Source organism: Micromonospora avicenniae (genome assembly GCF_900156065.1).
Lineage (GTDB): Bacteria > Actinomycetota > Actinomycetes > Mycobacteriales > Micromonosporaceae > Micromonospora > Micromonospora avicenniae.
This window is the reverse complement of sequence record NZ_FTNF01000006.1, coordinates 248,208-266,518: the sequence shown is the minus strand read 5'-3', so window position 1 is coordinate 266,518 and position 18,311 is coordinate 248,208. Positions and strand designations below refer to the sequence as shown.

Sequence of the window (18,311 nt, the reverse complement as noted above, 5' to 3'; positions counted from 1 at the left end):
ACGGTCAGCGCACCGGAGGCCGGTCCCAGCCGGCCGGCAGCGCGTCCGGCGCGACCCACTCGGCCGGCGGGCTGAAGTCGCACCACGTACCGTCGAACGGGAACTCCCCGGCCTCGGCGATGGCGATCACGCGCTTACCCTCGGCGCGCACTGCCGCCTCGTCGGCCACCCAGTAGTCGTCCGGATAGGCGAGCCGCTCGACGAACTCGTCCTCGTCCTTCCACTGCCAGCTGCGATCCGGGCGGACTACCACGTCCAGGTCCTGGTCGACCACGTCCACCCCGGCAACGGCGCCATCGTCCCAGCGCACGCCCGGTTCCTCCAGATTCACGTACCAATGGGCGAACTGGCCGTGCGCGTCCGAGAACCACCAGACCGAGTGGGCGGCACCGGCGGGCAGGAACTTCAGCAGCCCGGGACCGTTCCACCGGCCGAGCTTGAGCCGGTACGACGAGGTGATCCACTCGGCGAACGGCATCGCCCGCATGCCGCGCCCCGCCTCGGTGACCTCGTGGGCCACCGGCGAGTCCGGGGCGATCCAGACCAGCAGGCCCCGTTCGTCGTCGCTGACCACCCGTCCCGGTCGCACCCAGCCGATCCGGCCCCGTCGCACACTGCGGTGCATGATCAGCCGCCCGGTCTCGAAACGCACGTCGTCCAACCCCCGGCATTGACAGGGGCCCCTCCCGCCGCCGCAGGCGTCGGGAGGGGCCCTCGGTGAAACCTCAGTAGGAGCGGGCGAGGATGGCCACGAGGTCGGGCTCGTCCTGCGTGTCGGGAACCGAGCCGTCGGCCCGCAGCAGGCAGCGCACGGTGACGCCCTGACCGTTCGCCTCGGCCTCACCCTCGACGCCCACCGCGGACCAGGGCACCCGGGCCCAGCCGGTGCCGGCCGCCTCGATCGCCTCGGCGAGGGTGTTCACCTCGGTGGTGTGCGACTCCCGGAACGCCAGCGCCTGGTCGTGCAGCGCCTGCTGGTCGGCCGCGAGCGCGGCCAGCACCGCGGCGACCACGTCGGCGAGCGGCGTCGGCGCCTTCGAGCCGTCGGTACGGCGGACCACCACCGCGTTGCCCGCGGCCAGGTCGCGCGGGCCGACCTCGACGCGTACCGGGTAGCCGCGCAGCTCGGCATCCACGGCGCGGCGGCCGAACGGGGTGTCGGTGCGGTCGTCCAGCGCCACCCGGACGCCGGCGTCACGCAGCGCGTCGCGCAGCTTGGCCGCCGCTTCACCCACGCCCTCGCCGTCCTTGACCACCATGACGTACGCCTGCACCGGAGCCAGCTTCGGCGGCACCCGCAGTCCGTTGTCGTCGCCGTGGGCCATGATCAGGCCGCCGAGCATCCGGGTGGAGGTGCCCCAGGACGTCGTCCAGGCGTGCTCCCGGCCGCCCTCGGCGGAGGAGTAGCTGATGTCGAAGGCCTTGGCGAAGTTCTGCCCCAGCTCGTGGCTGGTGCCCATCTGGAGGGCCTTGCCGTCACCCATCATGCCTTCGCAGGTGTAGGTGGCGATCGCCCCGGCGAACCGCTCCCGGGTGGTCTTGAGCCCGACGACGACCGGGATGCCCAGCACGTTGACCATCAGATCCTCGTACGCCTCGTGCAGGATCCGCCGGGCGTAGGCGCGCGCGTCCTCCCGCGTCGCGTGCGCGGTGTGGCCCTCCTGCCAGAGGAACTCGCTGGTGCGCAGGAAGATCCGGGGGCGCAGCTCCCAGCGGACCACGTTGGCCCACTGGTTGAGCAGCAGCGGCAGGTCCCGGTACGAGTCGACCCACTTGGCCATGAACTCGCCGATCACGGTCTCGCTGGTGGGGCGCACTACCACCGGCTCGGCGAGCTGCTTGCCGCCACCGTGGGTGACCACCGCCAGCTCCGGCGAGAAGCCCTCGACGTGCTCGGCCTCGCGCTTGAGGTAGTTCTCCGGGATGAAGAGAGGGAAGTACGCGTTCTCCGCGCCGGCCGCCTTGATCCGGGCGTCCATCTCGTCCTGCATCCGCTCCCAGATGGCGTAGCCGGCCGGTCGGATCACCATGGTCCCCCGGACCGGGCCGTTGTCGGCCAGCTTCGCCTTGGCGATCAGGTCCTGGTACCAGCGGGGAAAGTCCTCCGCACGGGGAGTGAGCACGCGTGCCATGACCGCACATCCTATGCGCCACCGGCCGCGCCACCGCCCCCGGGAGCCCCACCACCCATTCGCGTCGTCCCCCGCCCCAGCCCACGCGATCAAGAGGTTTGCGTCGCCGTGGCAGCGATTCCTGACGCAAATCTCTTGATCAACGCAGCGGTCCCCGGGGTGGGGGGTCAGCGGAGGATGTGGCCGCGGAGGATGATGCGGGCGGGGGTACGGACGATGCGCAGGTCGCGGCGGGGGTCTTCGGGATAGACGGTCAGGTCGGCGAGGCCGCCCTCGACCAGGCCGGGGAAGCCCAGCCACTCCCGGGCGCGCCAGCTCGCGGCGGCGAGCACGTCCACGGGCGCCAGGCCGGCCTGCTCGTGCAGGAGCAGCATCTCCTCGGCGGCCAGCCCGTGGTCGATGCCGCCGCCCGCGTCGGTGCCCACGTAGATCGGCACGCCCGCCTCGTACGCCGACCGGACCACCTCCGGGAACCGGTCGCGCAGCGCGAGCATGTGGTCGGCGTAGCCGGGAAACTTGGCGCGCGCCTGGTCGGCGATCCCACCGAAGGTCCGAATGTTGATCATCGTGGGCACCAGCGCGGTCCCCTGCCGGGCCATCAGGTCGATCAGGTCGAGGCTGAGGCCGGTGCCGTGCTCGACCGAGTCCACCCCGGCCCGCACCATGATCTCCACGGCCGATTCGGAGAAGGTGTGCACGGCGGCGCGCGCGCCGGCGGCGTGGGCCGCCTCGACCGCGGCGGTCATCGTCTCCTCGTCCCAGGCCGGGGCGAGATCACCGATCCCCCGGTCGATCCAGTCGCCAACCAGCTTGACCCAGCCGTTGCCGGCGCCGGCCTGCTCGGCCACCGTGGCGGCCACCTCGCCGGCGCCGACCTCCACGCCGATGTCGCGCAGGTAGCGCTTGGGCGGGGCGACGTGCCGGCCGGCGCGGGCCAGTCGCGGCAGGTCCGGCTCGTCGTCGAGTTCCGGGTACGGGTACGGGGAGCCGGCGTCGCGGATGGCCAGCACCCCGGCGTCGCGGTCGACGCGGGCGAGCTCCCGGGCCTGGTCGAGCGAGGTGATCGGGGCCCCGCCCCGGGCGATGCCGATGTGGCAGTGCGCGTCGGTGAGCCCGGGCAGGACGAACCCGCCGTCGACCACGGTCTCCGCGCCGTGCACCGGCTCGAAGGTCACCCGGTCACCGACCAGCCAGAGATCCCGGACCTCGTCGTCGGGAAGGAGCACACCGCGCACATGCAGAGCCATGTGCACAGTCCTACCGGATCGCCGCGCAATACGCCTCACCGCACCCGCCCTGCCGCAGCGCCGGCCCGGCTCGTCGCGCCTCGAAACGCGGGCGCGTCACCGGCTCCGGCACGGACGGGACTACTCCTCCTCGGCGGCCCGCAGGCCGTTGCGCCGGGACGTCAGGGCCGGCAGGTCGACGGAGACCTTCCACGGCCGCTCGGTGACGAACAGATCCTCGGTGTGGGCGACCTGCTCGTACTCGCGGTTGGCGCCGAGCGCGTACTCGGTCAGCGTGATCCGCTCCGGTAGCGGATCCAGCACCCAGTAGGAGCGGACTCCGGCGTGCGCGTAGACCCTCGCCTTGTCGTACAGGTCGCGGAAGGTGGAGGTCGGCGAGACCACCTCGACGGCGAGCAGCGCGTCCTCGACCGGCACGGGCGACCGGTCGGCGTGCCGACGGCGGATGACCACCACGTCCGGGCGCGGCTCGTTGTGCCGGTCGACCCGCATCGACAGGTCGATGCTGACCAGGTACTCCGGTGCGCAGTTGACCCGTAGAGCCAGCAGGAGTTCCACACACAGTTCTTGGTGCACGGCAGTCGGCGACGGCACGATCAACCTTCCGTTGATCAGTTCGTACGGAAGGTCCTTCGGCAGTTCGCCGAGGTCGTCGACCGTCCACTCATGCCGTTCCGGCAAGATCGGTGCCGCGGTCATGACATCTCCTTCCAGGGGGCGACATCACCCTAAGCAGCGGTGCGGTCGCCGCCCGTCACCGACACGCGCTCAACCGCGCTTGTCCCCCTTGCCGAGCTTGTTGAAGTCGATCTTCGGCAGCTTGAAGCCGGGCGGGAGTCCCTGGCCGGCCAGGTCGTTCGGGTCCATCCCGGCCGGCAGCTGCGGCATGCCGCCCGGGAAGCCACCGGGCAGCCCGGCCCCGGCACGGGGACGCCCGCCGCCCTTCGTGCCCTTGCGCTTGTTCTTCGGGGACTTGGTCGCCTTGCGGCGGCCGCCGGGCAGGCCCATCATGCCGCCCATCTGCTTCATCATCTTCTGCGCGTCGGCGAAGCGGTTGAGCAGCTGGTTGACGTCCATCACCGTGACCCCGGAGCCGTTGGCGATACGCGCCCGGCGCGAGCCGTTGATGATCTTCGGGTTGGTGCGCTCGGACGGGGTCATCGACCGAATGATCGCGGTGACCCGGTCGAAGTGCTTGTCGTCCAGCTCGGCGAGCTGGTCCTTCATCTGCCCCATGCCGGGCATCATGGCCAGCACGTTGGCGATCGGGCCCATCCGGCGGACCGCGATGAGCTGGTCGAGGAAGTCCTCCAGGGTGAACTGCTCGCCGCCCATCAGCTTGGCGGTCATCTTCTCCTTCTGATCGGCGTCGAAGGCCTGTTCGGCCTGCTCGATCAGAGTGAGGACGTCGCCCATGCCGAGGATCCGGCTGGCCATCCGGTCCGGGTAGAAGATGTCGAAGTCTTCCAGCTTCTCGCCGGTGGAGGCGAAGAGGATCGGCTGGCCGGTGACCTCGCGGACGGAGAGGGCCGCGCCACCGCGGGCGTCACCGTCGAGCTTCGACAGGACGACACCGGTGATGCCCACACCGTCGCGGAACGCCTCGGCGGTACGCACGGCGTCCTGACCGACCATCGCGTCGATGACGAAGATGACCTCGTCGGGGTCGACCGCGTCGCGGATGTCGGCGGCCTGCTGCATCATCTCGGCGTCGATACCGAGCCGGCCGGCGGTGTCGACGATGACGATGTCCCGGGCCGCCCGCCGGGCGTGCTCGATCGAGTCCCGGGCCACCTGGACCGGGTTGCCGACGCCGTTGCCGGGCTCCGGGGCGTACACCTCGACGCCGGCGCGACCACCGAGCACCTGGAGCTGCCCCACGGCGTTGGGACGCTGGAGGTCGGCGGCCACGAGCAGCGGCTGATGCCCCTGGGCCTTGAGCCAGCGGGCCAGCTTGCCCGCGAGGGTGGTCTTACCGGAACCCTGGAGGCCGGCCAGCATGATCACGGTCGGCGGCTGCTTGGCGAACTGGAGCCGCCGCCCCTCGCCACCGAGGACGCTGATCAGCTCCTCGTTGACGATCTTGACGATCTGCTGGGCGGGGTTGAGGGCCTGCGAGACCTCCGCGCCGCGGGCCCGCTCCTTGACGTTGGCGATGAAGCCCTTGACGACCGGCAGCGCGACGTCCGCCTCCAGCAGCGCGAGACGGATCTCGCGCGCGGTGGCGTCGATGTCGGCGTCGGTGAGCCGACCCTTGCCGCGGAGCTTGGTGAAGATCCCGGAGAGGCGGTCACTCAAGGTGTCAAACACGCGAACATCCCGTTTGTCAGTGTTCCGGCGGGCACATGGCGGCCGACACGCACAAGGCCGGCCACCGCAAGGGTAACCGTCCCACCTCCCGGGTGCTTCCCACCGGCCCAGCCCCGCGCTCCGCGCCCCGCGCCGCGCGCCCCGCGCCTGCGCCGCGCGCCAAGATCGTGCTGTTTCCTGGAAGTAGTGGCATCCATCGCCCGGCGAGGCCACTACATCCAGGTTCGAGCGCGATCTCGGCGGATGGAGCAACGGTCGACGATCACGACTGCACCAGGCCCGACTGGTACGCGAAGACGACCAGCTGGGCACGGTCTCGCGCCGATAGCTTGACCATCGCCCGGCTCACGTGGGTACGCGCCGTGGCCGGGCTGACCACCAGCCGCCCGGCGATCTCCTCGTTGCTCAACCCCTCACCGACCAGCCCCACCACCTCACGTTCCCGGTCGGTGAGCGTGCCGAGCCGAGGGTGCGGGCGGGGCACCCGCGACGGCCGGGTGGCGAACTCCTGCACCACCCGCCGGGTCACCGAGGGCGAGAGCAGGGCCTCCCCCTCGGCCACCAGCCGGATCGCCCGGAGCAACTCGGCCGGCCGGGTGTCCTTGGTGAGGAACCCGCTCGCCCCGTGGCGCAACGCGTCGAAGACGTACTCGTCCAGCTCGAAGGTGGTCAGCACGATCACCCGGGTGCCGGACAGCTCCGGGTCGGCCACGATCCGGCGGGTCGCCTCGATGCCGTCCACCCCGGGCATCCGGACGTCCATCAGCACCACGTCGGGGCGCTCCCGCCGGGCGACCTCCACGGCGGCCAGCCCGTCCGCGGCCTCCCCCACGAGGGTCAGGCCCTCCTCGCTCTCCACCAGGGCCTGCAGCCCGAGCCGCACCAGGTCCTGGTCGTCGGCGATCAACACCTTGATCATGGGCGCTCCTCCAGCGGCAGCCTCGCGTGGACCCGGAACCCACCGCCGGCGGCGGGACCGGACGCGAACGACCCGCCCAGCACGGTGACCCGCTCCCGCATGCCGGCCAGCCCGGAACCGATGGTGGCACGCCCGGCCTCGGCGACGCCACGACCCGTGTCGGTCACCTCCACCTCCACCTCGGTCGGGGCGTAACGGATCCGCACCGCGGCGGTCGCCGGGCCGGCATGCCGCAGCACATTGGTCAACGACTCCTGGACGACCCGGTACGCGGCCAGGTCCACCGCGACCGGCAGCGCGACCGGCTCCCCGTCGATCCGCACGGTGACCGGCAGCCCCGCGCCGGCCAGCCGGTCCCGCAGCGCCGGCACCTGGCCCAGGCCCGGCGCCGGCGCCCGCTCGGCCGGGCCGTCACCCCGGCGGACCACCGCCAATGTGACCCGCAGCTCGTCGAGCGCGGCCTTGCTGGTGCCGCTGATGGCGGCGAGCGCGGTCTGCGCCTGTTCGGGCCGCTTCTCCAGCAGGTGCAGCGCGATCTCGGCCTGCATGTGGATGGCGGCCAGGCCGTGCCCCACCACGTCGTGCACCTCCTGGGCCACCCGCAGTCGTTCCCCGTCGGCCACCCGGCGGGCCTCCTCGGCCCGGTTGCGGGCGGCAGCGTCCCGGGTGAGTCGCACGGTGGTCCCGACCGCGAAGGGCACCACCACCCACGCCGCGGCGGGCATCAGCCCGAGCAGGCCCGGCGGCCGGACACCGACGAAGACGTGCGCCGTCAGCAGCACGAGCACGGCGGCGCCGCCGGTGGCCGCCGGCCACAGGGTGCGGTGCGCGGCGACCGTGTAGACCGCGACGAGGAGCGTCAGCAGGATCGGCCCGTACGGGTAGCCGAGCATCAGGTACGCGGTCGCGGCCACGGCGGTCAACGCCAGCGTGACGAACGGCCACCGGCGCCGGACCGCCAGCGCCAGGGCGGCGACCGACATCAGCGCGTAGGCCCGCCCGTCGGCGGTGACACCCCGCTGCTCGGCGGACGGCCCGGTGCCGGCGATCCCGAGGCCGAGCAGCGCGAGGGCGAGGACGCCGTCGCCGACGGTCCTCCGCCACCCCGGCCGTTGCCGGTCCACGCCGTCCCTACCGTCGCTTCCCACCGTGTCCGCTCCGTCAGCTGATGTCCCGGCGGCGCAGCAGCACCGCGCCCGCCGCCGCGAACGCGACCAGGTAGGCCGCGACGACCAGGGCGCCCTGCCCACCACCGACCGTCGACAACACCCCGGGCGTGTCCGAGGAGGCGCCGAGTGCGGCGGCCAGCGAGCCGGCATTGGGACCGGGCAATCCCTTCTGGACCTGCGCCACCCAGTCCAGCAGGGGCGCGGCGATGGCGGTGAGCAGATTCTGCACCGCGAGCATCCACACCAGCCCCAACCCGACCGGCAGGGCCACGGCACGCAGCGCGACGGCCAACATGACACCGAGCATCGCCCACATCGTGGCGATGAGCCACCCCGCCCCGATCCCGATGAGCAGGTCGCCGAGCCCGGGCCAGTGCACCGGTTGCGCCTCGGCGGCCGCGATGAGCGCGCTGCTCAGCGCCCCGACGCCGAACACCGCCAGCACGACGACCAGGGCGGCCACGGCCAGCGTCAGCAGCTTGCCGGCGTAGACCGCGAGCCGGTACGGCCCCTGCGACAGCACCGTCTTCCAGGTGCCCCAGCCGTACTCGCCGCCGACCACCAGCACGCCGAGGATCAGCACGATCGCGCCGAGGAAGACCGGGAGTCCGCCCAGCGCGTTGCCCACCAACCGGTCGGGCAGCAACGCCGGCAGCCCCCGGCCGGTGTTCGGGCCGGCCGTGCCGGCGGCATAGCCGGCGTACGGGAAGACGTACGTGAAGAGCACCGCGAGCACCAGCGTGATGGCGAGCAGCAGCCACGCCGCCGGCCGCCGCACCAGTTTGACCAGCTCCGCCTGGAAGCTACCGGACATCAGCCGTCTCCTTCCCGATCAGCTCGAAGAACACCTGCTCCAGGTCCCGTTCCCGCGGGCGCAGCTCCCGCACCGCCACCCCGGCCCGGACGAGTTCGGTGTTCAGCCAGGCCGCCCGGTCCGGCTCGACGGCGAGCTCCAGCGCCCCGTCGACCACCCGCACCCGGTCCGCACCCACCAGCTCACGGGCCCGTTCGGCCGCCCCGTCCAGCGGCTCGGCCAGCACCCGCAGGCCGACGGTGCCGCGCAGGTCCGCCACGCTGCCCTCGGCGACCAGCCGGCCCTGGGACACCACCCCGACCCGGTCACAGACCTGCTCCACCTCGCCGAGCAGATGGCTGGAGAGCAGCAGCACCGTGCAGCCGGCGGCCCCCAGCCGGCGGATCAGCCGCCGCATGTCGGCCGTGCCGGACGGGTCCAGGCCGTTGGTGGGTTCGTCGAGGATGAGCAGGCGGGGGTCCTTGAGCAGGGCAGCGGCCACCCCGAGCCGCTGCTTCATGCCGAGCGAGTATCCGGCGTACCGATCGCCGGCACGGCCCGCCAGGTCGACCAGGTCGAGCACGAGCGGCACCCGCTCGGCCGGGGCGCCGGCGTAGCGCGCCAGCACCCGCAGGTTCTCGCGCCCGGAGAGGTACGGATAGAAGGCCGGTCCCTCGATCAGCGCGCCGACCTCGGCCAGCTGCCCGGCCCCCACCGGGCGGCCGAGCAGCCGGACGGTGCCGGCGGTGGGGCGGACCAGGCCGAGCAGCATCCGCAGGGTGGTGGTCTTGCCGGCGCCGTTGGGGCCGAGGAAGCCGTACACCTCGCCGGTCCGCACGGTCAGGTCGAGGTCCTGCACGGCGGTCAGGCCGCCGTACCGCTTGGTGAGTCCTACGGTCTGCACTGGCAGGTTCATGCCGTCGAGCGTTCCGCGTGCCGGTCCTGCGCACGTCGGCCGTCGCGCGGCTCTCCGACTACGCACCTGGACGTAGCGGACGACCGGAGAGACCGGCGAGCGGCGGCCTCCGGCTCACACCGCGCCGAGTACGGCGGCCTCCAGGCTGGCCCGGGTCGTCTCGTCGGGCCAGCCCCCGACCAGGTAGAAGGTGTCGACCACGTCCCCGCCGAGGGTGGCGATGCGGGCGGCCCGGACCTGGGCGCCGGCCTCGGCGAGCGCCCGGGTCACCCGGTAGAGCAGCCCGGCGGCGTCCGCGGCGCGCAGTTCCAGCAGCACCGCGCCGGTGGCGGCCTCCCGATGCCAGACCACCCGCGCAGCGACGTCCGACGCGCGGGCCGCGAGGGCCCGGCCACGCAGGCGCTGGGTGACCGAGGCGTCGCCGGCGACGGCTCGGCGCAGGTCGGCGGCGACAGCGATCGGATCGGGCGCCAGGCCGTACCGTGGCTGCACCCGGCATTCGACCAGGGCCCGCCCGTCGACGGCCGTGGCGTCCGCCGCGACCACGTCCAGCCGGTGCAGGGCCAGGCAGCCGGCCACCGTGGCGAGCAGACCGCGGCGGTCCGGTGCGGCGACGGCCACCCGGTCATCGCTCACCCGTATCACCGGCAACGGTTCGGCCAGCAGCGCCCGGTCCGGCGCGGGTGGGGCCGGCAGGACGCCGGTGTCGAGCGCGGTCCCGACCCGGGCGACCAGCTCGGCGACGAGCCTGCCCTTCCACTGCGACCAGGCGGCGGGGCCGGTGGCCGCGGCGTCCGCGCGGACGAGGGCGTGCAGCAGGTCGAGGGTCGCGAGGTCACCGACGGCATCCGCCACCCCGGCGATGGTGACCGGGTCGGCGAGGTCGCGCCGGGTCGCCACGTCGGGCAGCAGCAGGTGCAGCCGGACCAGCCTGCCGATCAGCGCCACCTCCGACTCGCCCAGCCCGATCCGGGCCGCCACCGCCTCGGCGATCGGGGCGCCCACCGTGCTGTGGTCCTCGGCCTCCGTGGCGGGCCCCGATCCGGGCAGCCCCTTGGCGGCGTCGTGCAGCAGCGCGGCGAGCAGCAGCAGGTCGGGGCGGTCCACGTCCCGGATGTGCCGGCCCGCCTCGCACGCGGTCTGCACCAGGTGCCGGTCGAGGGTGAACCGGTGCACCGGATTGTGCTGGGGCAGGCTGCGCAACCGGGTCCACTCCGGCAGCCAGCGGTCGACCAGGCCGTACCTGTCGCAGGTCTCCCAGGCGGGCACCAGGCCGGGACCCGCGCCGAGCAGGGTGATCAGGGCGGCCCGGGCCTCGGCCGGCCAGGGCGCGGGCAGCGGCGGGCAGTACGCGGCCAGCCACTCGCAGGTGGCTCGGGCGATCGGCAGCCCGGTGGTGGCCGACGCGGCCGCCACCCTCAGCGACAGGCTCGGGTCCGGGCGGGCGCCGATGGCGGTGCGGGCCAGGACGAGTTCCCCGTCGTGCTCGACCACGTCGCGGCCCACCGGACGCCGTACCGGGCGGGCACCGCCGGGTCGCGACCGACCGGCCCGCAGCCGCTCGACCGCGCGGAACGCGTCGTCGAGGGCGTGGCTGACGGTACGAGCGTCGCCGGCCACCCGGCGCAGCAGCAGGTCACCGTCGTGCTCCACCCCCGCCGCGCCGAGCCGGGGTTGCCGCAGCCCGAGCCGCGCGGCCACGCCGTCGCGCTCCTGCGCGACCAGCCGGTCCACCCGGCGGCCGGCCTGCTCGTGCAGGGCGTCGCGGACGTCCAGCAGTCGCAGATGCGCGGCCCGTACGGCGGGGCGCAGCGCGTCGGTGACTCCGGCGGACGCGATGGCGTGCAGGACGCCCAGGTCGCGTAACCCACCGGCGGCCTCCTTGACGTCACCTTCGAGCAGGAAGGCCAGTTCGCCGTGGGCCCGCCAGCGTGCGGCGGTGATCTCCCGCAGGCTGGGCAGGCGGCGTACCGCCGTGCGCCGCCAGTGTTCGGCGGCGGCGCCGATGAGGGAGTCTGCGAGCGCCGCGTCCCCGGCGACCAGGCGGGCGTCGAGCAGGCCGAGGGCCACCTTGACGTCCTCCCGCGCGACCGAGAGCGCCTCGGCGACGGTACGCACCGAGTGGTCCAGCCGGAGGCCGGCGTCCCAGACGGGGTACCAGATGGAGGCGGCCAGCTCGTCGATGCCGGGAAGTCCGGCGTGCAGCAGCACCAGGTCGAGGTCGCCGTGCGGGGCGCACTGCCGCCGACCGAGCCCGCCGACGGCGATCAACGCGACCCCGGGACGTGGCGGCAGCAGCGCGGTGAGGAACTTGTCGTACCCGTCCGCGCGCTGCCGCCGCGCCTGCTCGCCGATGCCGGAGACGACCACCTCCTACACGGCGTCGAGGCCGCGCTCGCCGGTACGGACCCGGACGACCTCGTCCACCGAGGTGACCCAGACCTTCCCGTCACCGATCTTGCCGGTGCGAGCGGCCGCGACGATCGCGTCGACGATCTTCTCCACGTCGATCTCGTCGGTGAGCACCTCGACGCGGATCTTCGGTAGGAACTCGACCGTGTACTCGGCACCCCGGTAGACCTCGGTGTGCCCCTTCTGCCGCCCGTACCCCTGGACCTCGCTGACGGTCAGCCCGGCCACACCCAGGGCGTGCAGGGCCTCCTTCACCGCGTCCAGTTGGTACGGCTTGATTACCGCGGTCACCAGCTTCATGTCCAACCCCTCCATCCGAAAACGTTAACCGGCGACCTTCTCGCTGACCGGAGCGGCGGTCCCGCCGCCCGGCTCGGTGCCACCGGCCGCGGGCACGCCGATGCCGGCCATCGCGAACGCGCCGCCGCTGCCGCCGGCCGGGGAGAGGTCGTACGCGCTCTCCGCGTGCTCCGCGATGTCGATGCCGTCGGCCTCGGCCTCGGCGGCCACCCGGAACCCGATGGTCTTCTCGATCAGGAAGGCGAGGGCGTACGCGATCACGAAGGAGATGACGGTGACGATCAGAGCGCTCAGCGCCTGCACGCCGAGCTGGGTCGCCCCACCGCCGTAGAAGAGCCCCTCCCGGGAGACGAGGGAGCTGACCGAGCTGGTGCCGAAGAGCCCGATCCAGAGACAGCCGATCCAGCCACCGACGAAGTGCACGCCGACCACGTCGAGCGAGTCGTCGTAGCCGAGCTTGTACTTCAGGCCGATGGCGAGCGCGCAGACGGCACCGGCCACCAGGCCGAGCAGGACGGCGGCCCAGGGCGCGACGAACGCGCAGGCCGGCGTGATCGCGACCAGCCCGGCGATCGCGCCGGAGGAGGCCCCGACCAGCGTCGCCTTACCGTTGCGCAGCCACTCGACGATGATCCAGCCGAGGACTGCCGCGCCGGTGGCCACCTGGGTGTTGAGGAAGGCGATGGCCGTGGTCGAGTCGGCGGTCAGCTCCGAGCCGGCGTTGAAACCGAACCAGCCGAACCACAGCAGGCCGGCGCCGAGCGCCACCATCGGCACGTTGTGCGGCTTCATCGCGTCCCGGGGCCAGCCGGCCCGCTTGCCGAGCACCAGCGCCAGGGCGAGCGCGGCCGCGCCCGCGTTGATGTGGACCGCGGTACCGCCGGCGAAGTCGAGCGCGCCGAGCTTCGCGCCGATGAAGCCGCCGCCCCAGACCATGTGCGCGACCGGGAAGTAGACCAGCGTCGCCCAGCCGAAGGCGAACAGCAGCCAGCCGGAGAACTTCGCCCGGTCCGAGATGGCGCCGCTGATCAGCGCGACCGTGATGATCGCGAACATCATCTGGAAGGCCATGAAGACGTAGAGCGGGATGCCCGTCTCACCCCACAGGTCGGTCTCCGCCATGAACGTCTTGGTGCCGAGATACTGGCCCAGGTCACCCCAGATGCCGTTCTGATCGTCACCGAAGGCCACGGAGAAGCCGTAGAACAACCACAGGATGGAGATGAGCCCCATCGACGAGAAACTCATCATCATCATGTTCAGGACGCCCTTGGACCGGTTCAGCCCGCCGTAGAACAGCGCCAGCCCCGGCGTCATGAGCAGCACGATCGCGCTCGAGATCAGCAGCCACGCGGTGTTGCCGGTGTCGATCGTCGGTGCATCAGGCACGCTGGCCTCCTATAGGTGGAATTCCCTCCTTCGCGGCTTCCGGGGCAGCGTCGCCCGTACGCCGGCTGCCGAGAGCCTGATCGCCTGCTGTTTCACCTGGGGACTCCGGTGGGTTTCCGTTCCATGACGGGTTGTTTCGTACGTGTGACGGCCGGCATCCGCCCGGGAGGTATCGGCGGTGGTGGATCGGGCAGGGCTCGACCCACCACCGGAGGTTGCTCCCGGGGTGCGGCTCAGCGCAGCGCGTACTCCAGCGCGTGCCGCTCGTAGTCGAGCAGCCGCAGGTCCCGCATCGGCCGGCGCAGGTGCCCCTTGTGCACGATCCGCACGAACGCCGGGTCCCCGGCGGCGGCCATCCGGCGGATGCCTTCCACATGGTCGACGATCCGCTTGCGGATGGTGCGGATCAGCCGGTGCCGGTCGTGAGGGATCAGCCCGTACGCGTCGGCGAAGAGGCGCAGCCGGCGCGGCCGGTCCGGATTCCTCCAGCCGAGGGTGATCGAGTCCCGGTCGGCGAAGATGGGCACCCACGTCCAGGCCGCGTACGCGACGTCGTAGATCCGGGCACCCGGCGAGGCGAGGTCGAAGTCGATCAGTCCGAGCGTGCCGTCGGGTCGCCAGATGACGTTGTGCGGGGCGGCGTCGTGGTGGCAGATCACCTCGGTGTCCGGTGGTGGCGGCCCGAACGAGCGCCAGACGGCGTTCTGCGGCGGCACGAAGCCGTACTGAGCGTCGTGGAACATCCGCAGCATGGTGGCGACGGTCACCAGCGCCTCGTCGGTCACCCAGTGCGGGGCGAGCGGGTACTCCCCGCACTCCCCCTCCAGGTACGACAGGACCTCCCGGTTGCGCTCGTCCATGCCGAGCGCGCGGGGCGCCCCGGTGAACCCGACGTACTCCAGATGGCGCAGCAGGGCGTGCACCGAGGGGGTCCACGGTCCGGCGTTGCGCCGCACCGTGTCACCGACCCGGACGACGGTGCTCACGTTCCCGCCGTGCAGCGGGATCTCCTGTGACGTCACGTACGGTCTCCCCAGGCGCCGCGAGGAGTGGTTCGGGTCGCGCCAGTCCACGTATGCGCGATCGTCAGTGCCCACCCGAGCCTACGCGTCCCGTGCCGCGGGTTCGGTGCCGAGCAGCGCGTCGACGAACTGGGCCGGGTCGAACGGCGCCAGGTCGTCCGGCCCTTCGCCGAGGCCGACCAGCTTCACCGGGATGCCGAGCTTGCGCTGCACCGCGATCACGATGCCGCCCTTGGCGGTGCCGTCGAGCTTGGTGAGCACCACGCCCGTCACGTTGACCACCTCGGTGAACACCCGTGCCTGCTCGAGGCCGTTCTGCCCGGTGGTGGCGTCCAGGATGAGGATCGTCTCGTCGATCGGGCCGTGCTTCTCCACCACCCGCTTGACCTTGCCGAGCTCGTCCATGAGGCCGACCTTGTTCTGCAGACGCCCGGCCGTGTCGATGAGCACGGTGTCCACGCCGCTGTCGATGCCGCGCCGGACCGCGTCGAAGGCGACGCTGGCCGGGTCGGCGGCCTCCGGGCCGCGGACCGTCTCGGCGCCCACCCGGCTGCCCCACGTCTCAAGCTGGTCGGCGGCGGCGGCGCGGAAGGTGTCGGCCGCGCCGAGCAGCACGCTCCGGCCGTCGGCGACCAGCACCCGGGCGATCTTGCCGCAGGTGGTGGTCTTGCCCGCGCCGTTGACGCCGACCACCATCAGCACGGCCGGTACGCCGTCCTTGCGAGCGGTCCGCAGCGAACGGTCCAGCGTCGGGTCGAGTGCGTTGACCAGCTCGGCGGCGAGCAGCACCTGCAGTTCGCCGGCGGTACGCGTGCCCAGCACCCGGGTGCGCTCGCGCAGCCGGTCGACGATCTCGCGGGTGGCGTCGACGCCGACGTCGGCGGTGATCAGGCTGTCCTCGATCTCCTCCCAGGTGTCCTCGTCGAGGTGCTCCCGGCTGAGCAGGCCGAGCAGCCCCTTGCCGAAGACGGTCTGCGAACGGGACAGCCGGGTGCGCAACCGGACCAGGCGGCCGGCGGTCGGCTCCGGGATCTCCAGCACCGGCGCCGGAACCTCCACGACGGGCGGCGCCTCGACCAGCACTCCCGTGGAAAGGTCTGATTCCGCTGCCTCGACGGGCGGACCGGCCAGGTCCTCCTCGGCCCGGGTGTCGACCTCCGTCGTCGGCAGCGGTGGCTCCGGGCGGCGGCGCAGGCGCGGCACGACCAGCCCGAGTGCGCCGAGGACCAGCACACCGAGCAGCACGAGTGCGATGAGGAGGTAATCCGTCATGCCGAAATCCTGTCAGATGCCGGCGGCGACGTCCCAGCCACCGCACCCGGGACCCGTCCGGAGGCGGCGGTAGTCTCGGTCACAGCCAGCAGTGGTGCGACCGCCGGCCGGGTAGGGAAAGATGAAGTCCGCTCATCCCGGAGGTCCTGCCAATGCCTGCCCCCCACCTGCTCATAGGTCCGCTGCTGCGCCGGGTGGTAGGGACACGCGCCACCGTCTGGGTCGAGACCGCCGCGCCCGCCGTGGTCCGCGTCCGCACCGCCGACGGCGCCGGTGGCAGCGCGCACACCTTCACCGCGTACGACCACCACTACGCGCTCGTCGTCGTCGAGGGATTGGACCCGGACAGCGCCACGACGTACGAGGTGCTGGTCGACGACGAGGTGGTGTGGCCGGTGCCCGGTTCCGGATTCCCGCCGAGCGTGATCCGCACCCGGGCCGCCGACGACCGGGACCAGCCGGTGCGGTTGCTCTTCGGTTCCTGCCGGGAGACGACCCAGCACGCCACCGCGCGCAAGCTGCCCCCGGACGCGCTGGACGCGTACGCCCGCCGGTTGATGGCCGACTTCGAGCCGGCGGCGCTGCCCGATCTGCTGGTGCTCCTCGGCGACCAGGTCTACGCGGACGTCACGTCACCGACGGTGCGCCGGCTGCTGCGGCGGCGCCGTCGCCGCCCGCGGGGCGCTCCGGCCGACCAGGTGGTCAGCTTCGACGAGTACACCAAGCTCTATCTGGAGTCCTGGCGCGATCCGGAGATCCGCTGGCTGCTCTCCACCGTGCCGAGCGTCATGATCTTCGACGACCACGAGATCATCGACGACTGGAACACCTCGGCGTCCTGGCGGGCCGACGCCCGCCGGCAGCCGTGGTGGGCCGAACGGATCGGCAGCGGGCTCGCGTCGTACTGGGTCTACCAGCACCTCGGCAACCTCGCGCCCGACGAGATCGCCACCGACCCGCTGCTCGCCAAGATCCTCGCCGCCGAGGACGCCACCGGCGTGCTGCGCGAGTTCGGCGAGCGGGTCGACAAGGAGTCCGACCTCGCGCACGACACCGAGCGCTGGCGCGCGGTGCAGTACCAGTGGAGCTACGCGCTCGACCTGGGCCGGACCCGGCTGGTCATGCTGGACAACCGGTGCAGCCGGGTGCTGGAACCGACAAACCGGGCGATGTTGCCGCCCGGCGAGTGGTCCTGGTTCCTCGACCAGGCGCACGGCGTCTACGACCACCTGGTCGTCGGCGCCTCGCTGCCCTGGCTGCTGCCGCCGGGCATCCACCACGTCGAGGCGTGGAACGAGCGGCTGGCCGACTCCCGGCGGCCCTGGGTCGCCCGCGTCTCCGAGAAGCTGCGTCGCGGGCTGGACCTGGAGCACTGGGCCGCGTTCCGCCGGTCGTTCGAGGCCCTCGGCGCGACGTTCGCCCGGATCGGCAGCGGCAGCCCGGGCCGCACGGGTGACCGGGTGGGGGCCGGGCCGGCGTACGCCCCACCGGCGTCGATCAGCGTGCTCTCCGGCGACGTGCACCACTCGTACGTGGCGCGCGCCCGGTTCGACGATCCGTCGGTGACCACGCCGGTGCACCAGCTCACCTGCTCCCCGATCCACAACCAGGTGCCGGCCGCCATCCAGCCGCTGATGCGGATCGGCTGGTCCCCCGGCCCCGCCGGTGCGGCCTGGGCGCTGGCCCGTTCGGCGGGCGTACGCAGCCCGGGCGTGCGCTGGCGCAAGTTGGCCGGTCCGTACTTCGGCAATGCCATCGCCACGCTCGTGCACCAGGGGCGGGACGCCGAGGTGACGATCGAGGGCACGACGAGCGACGGTCACCTGCGACCGGTCATGCGCCGGCGGCTCACCGACGCGGCCTGACGGTCGGCCCCGTACCCTCTAGGCCGTGGACGAGCACCTGGAGACGCTGCGGGCGGTCGAGCACGAGCTGACCGCCCTGCTGCGGCGCGGCCGGGCGGTTTCCTGGGAGGTCGCCCGGGAGGTGCACCAGAATCTCGAGCCGAACGCCTACGGGCTGCTGCTCTGGCTGCGCCGGTGCGACTCGATCCGGCTCACCGACCTGGCCGGCCGGCTCGGCATCGGCAAGGGCACGTTGAGCCGGCAGATCCGGGCGCTGGAGGAGCTCGGTCTGGTGCGCCGTACGCCGGACCCGACCGACCGGCGGGCCTCTCAGCTGAGCCTGACCGAGGAGGGCCGGCAGCGCTTCGACGCGGCGCGGGCCGCGCGGATGGATCACATCCGGCGGGTGCTGGAGAGCTGGCCGGATCGGGACGTGGCGGAGTTCGGCCGGCTGCTCGGCCAGTTCAACGACGCCTGGTCCTGATTCCGCGGGAAGGGGAATATCGGATACGTCCGGTTAGTTGTTGCTCCAGGCAACCAAAAGTTGCCCCAGGCAACTCTCCTGCGGACCGGCCTCGGCGTCACC

At 72.7% G+C, this 18,311-nt stretch carries 15 protein-coding genes and 1 pseudogene; 2 read left to right on the top strand and 14 right to left on the bottom strand.

Annotation, left to right across the window (positions count from 1 at the left end):
* Positions 1-4 precede the first annotated feature (4 nt).
* From BXA10_RS12715 to ftsY, 14 genes and pseudogenes are all read right to left on the bottom strand, one after another.
* A complete protein-coding gene (locus tag BXA10_RS12715; RefSeq protein WP_076470516.1) occupies positions 5-652 on the bottom strand; it encodes a ribonuclease FAU-1 family protein in 648 nt (215 codons plus the stop codon).
* A gap of 73 nt (positions 653-725) precedes the next feature.
* Complete coding sequence (gene proS, locus BXA10_RS12710; RefSeq protein ID WP_076470515.1) at positions 726-2,132, bottom strand: proline--tRNA ligase; 1,407 nt, start codon at positions 2,130-2,132, stop codon at positions 726-728.
* 167 nt (positions 2,133-2,299) lie between these two features.
* Complete coding sequence (locus BXA10_RS12705) at positions 2,300-3,379, bottom strand: amidohydrolase family protein (protein WP_076470514.1); 1,080 nt, start codon at positions 3,377-3,379, stop codon at positions 2,300-2,302.
* Between the two features lie 120 nt (positions 3,380-3,499).
* The gene (locus BXA10_RS12700; RefSeq protein ID WP_076470513.1) at positions 3,500-4,078 is read right to left on the bottom strand and encodes a Uma2 family endonuclease; all 579 of its coding nucleotides are present in this window, start codon (positions 4,076-4,078) and stop codon (positions 3,500-3,502) included.
* A 69-nt stretch (positions 4,079-4,147) separates the two neighbouring features.
* Entirely contained in the window at positions 4,148-5,689 is a 1,542-nt protein-coding gene (gene ffh / locus BXA10_RS12695; RefSeq protein ID WP_076470512.1) for a signal recognition particle protein, read from the bottom strand.
* Positions 5,690-5,951: 262 nt separating this feature from the next.
* Positions 5,952-6,608, bottom strand: coding sequence for a response regulator transcription factor (locus BXA10_RS12690; protein WP_076470511.1), 657 nt, complete (start codon positions 6,606-6,608; stop codon positions 5,952-5,954).
* Positions 6,605-7,756 carry a sensor histidine kinase gene (locus tag BXA10_RS32425; RefSeq protein WP_281251430.1) on the bottom strand — a complete coding sequence of 384 codons (1,152 nt, stop codon included), beginning with the start codon at positions 7,754-7,756 and terminating at the stop codon, positions 6,605-6,607. Before BXA10_RS32425 ends, BXA10_RS12690 begins: the two co-directional genes overlap by 4 nt.
* 13 nt (positions 7,757-7,769) lie before the next feature.
* Positions 7,770-8,591, bottom strand: a complete 822-nt coding sequence (locus tag BXA10_RS12680) for an ABC transporter permease (protein ID WP_076470509.1) — start codon at positions 8,589-8,591, stop codon at positions 7,770-7,772.
* Positions 8,581-9,486 carry an ABC transporter ATP-binding protein gene (locus BXA10_RS32420; RefSeq protein WP_076470508.1) on the bottom strand — a complete coding sequence of 302 codons (906 nt, stop codon included), beginning with the start codon at positions 9,484-9,486 and terminating at the stop codon, positions 8,581-8,583. The genes BXA10_RS12680 and BXA10_RS32420 overlap by 11 nt, the downstream gene beginning before the upstream one ends.
* Before the next feature lie 114 nt (positions 9,487-9,600).
* Positions 9,601-11,844 (bottom strand): annotated as a pseudogene (locus tag BXA10_RS12670) ([protein-PII] uridylyltransferase); the annotation flags it as partial.
* Positions 11,845-11,859: 15 nt separating this feature from the next.
* The gene (locus BXA10_RS12665; RefSeq protein WP_076470586.1) at positions 11,860-12,198 is read right to left on the bottom strand and encodes a P-II family nitrogen regulator; all 339 of its coding nucleotides are present in this window, start codon (positions 12,196-12,198) and stop codon (positions 11,860-11,862) included.
* A 24-nt stretch (positions 12,199-12,222) separates the two neighbouring features.
* On the bottom strand, positions 12,223-13,587 hold the full coding sequence (locus BXA10_RS12660; RefSeq protein WP_076470506.1) for an ammonium transporter: 1,365 nt from the start codon (positions 13,585-13,587) through the stop codon (positions 12,223-12,225).
* A 233-nt stretch (positions 13,588-13,820) separates the two neighbouring features.
* Entirely contained in the window at positions 13,821-14,660 is an 840-nt protein-coding gene (locus BXA10_RS12655; protein ID WP_217696765.1) for a phosphotransferase, read from the bottom strand.
* 30 nt (positions 14,661-14,690) lie between these two features.
* Positions 14,691-15,881, bottom strand: a complete 1,191-nt coding sequence (gene ftsY, locus BXA10_RS12650) for a signal recognition particle-docking protein FtsY (protein ID WP_076470505.1) — start codon at positions 15,879-15,881, stop codon at positions 14,691-14,693.
* Between the two features lie 152 nt (positions 15,882-16,033).
* Between ftsY and BXA10_RS12645 the strand changes: the two genes are divergently transcribed.
* Both BXA10_RS12645 and BXA10_RS12640 read left to right on the top strand, forming a co-directional pair.
* On the top strand, positions 16,034-17,746 hold the full coding sequence (locus BXA10_RS12645; RefSeq protein ID WP_076470504.1) for an alkaline phosphatase D family protein: 1,713 nt from the start codon (positions 16,034-16,036) through the stop codon (positions 17,744-17,746).
* Positions 17,747-17,771: 25 nt separating this feature from the next.
* A complete protein-coding gene (locus BXA10_RS12640; protein ID WP_076470503.1) occupies positions 17,772-18,209 on the top strand; it encodes a MarR family winged helix-turn-helix transcriptional regulator in 438 nt (145 codons plus the stop codon).
* The last annotated feature ends 102 nt before the right edge of the window (positions 18,210-18,311 follow it).

What these genes read in the sequence shown, in the direction of transcription:
- proS (WP_076470515.1), bottom strand. Translation starts at nt 2,132, where the DNA reads ATGGCACGCGTGCTCACTCCCCGTGCGGAGGACTTTCCCCGCTGGTAC.
- BXA10_RS12690 (WP_076470511.1), bottom strand. Translation starts at nt 6,608, where the DNA reads ATGATCAAGGTGTTGATCGCCGACGACCAGGACCTGGTGCGGCTCGGG.
- BXA10_RS12645 (WP_076470504.1), top strand. Translation starts at nt 16,034, where the DNA reads ATGCCTGCCCCCCACCTGCTCATAGGTCCGCTGCTGCGCCGGGTGGTA.
- BXA10_RS32420 (WP_076470508.1), bottom strand. Translation starts at nt 9,486, where the DNA reads ATGAACCTGCCAGTGCAGACCGTAGGACTCACCAAGCGGTACGGCGGC.
- BXA10_RS12680 (WP_076470509.1), bottom strand. Translation starts at nt 8,591, where the DNA reads ATGTCCGGTAGCTTCCAGGCGGAGCTGGTCAAACTGGTGCGGCGGCCG.
- BXA10_RS12705 (WP_076470514.1), bottom strand. Translation starts at nt 3,379, where the DNA reads ATGGCTCTGCATGTGCGCGGTGTGCTCCTTCCCGACGACGAGGTCCGG.
- ftsY (WP_076470505.1), bottom strand. Translation starts at nt 15,881, where the DNA reads ATGACGGATTACCTCCTCATCGCACTCGTGCTGCTCGGTGTGCTGGTC.
- BXA10_RS12665 (WP_076470586.1), bottom strand. Translation starts at nt 12,198, where the DNA reads ATGAAGCTGGTGACCGCGGTAATCAAGCCGTACCAACTGGACGCGGTG.
- BXA10_RS12700 (WP_076470513.1), bottom strand. Translation starts at nt 4,078, where the DNA reads ATGACCGCGGCACCGATCTTGCCGGAACGGCATGAGTGGACGGTCGAC.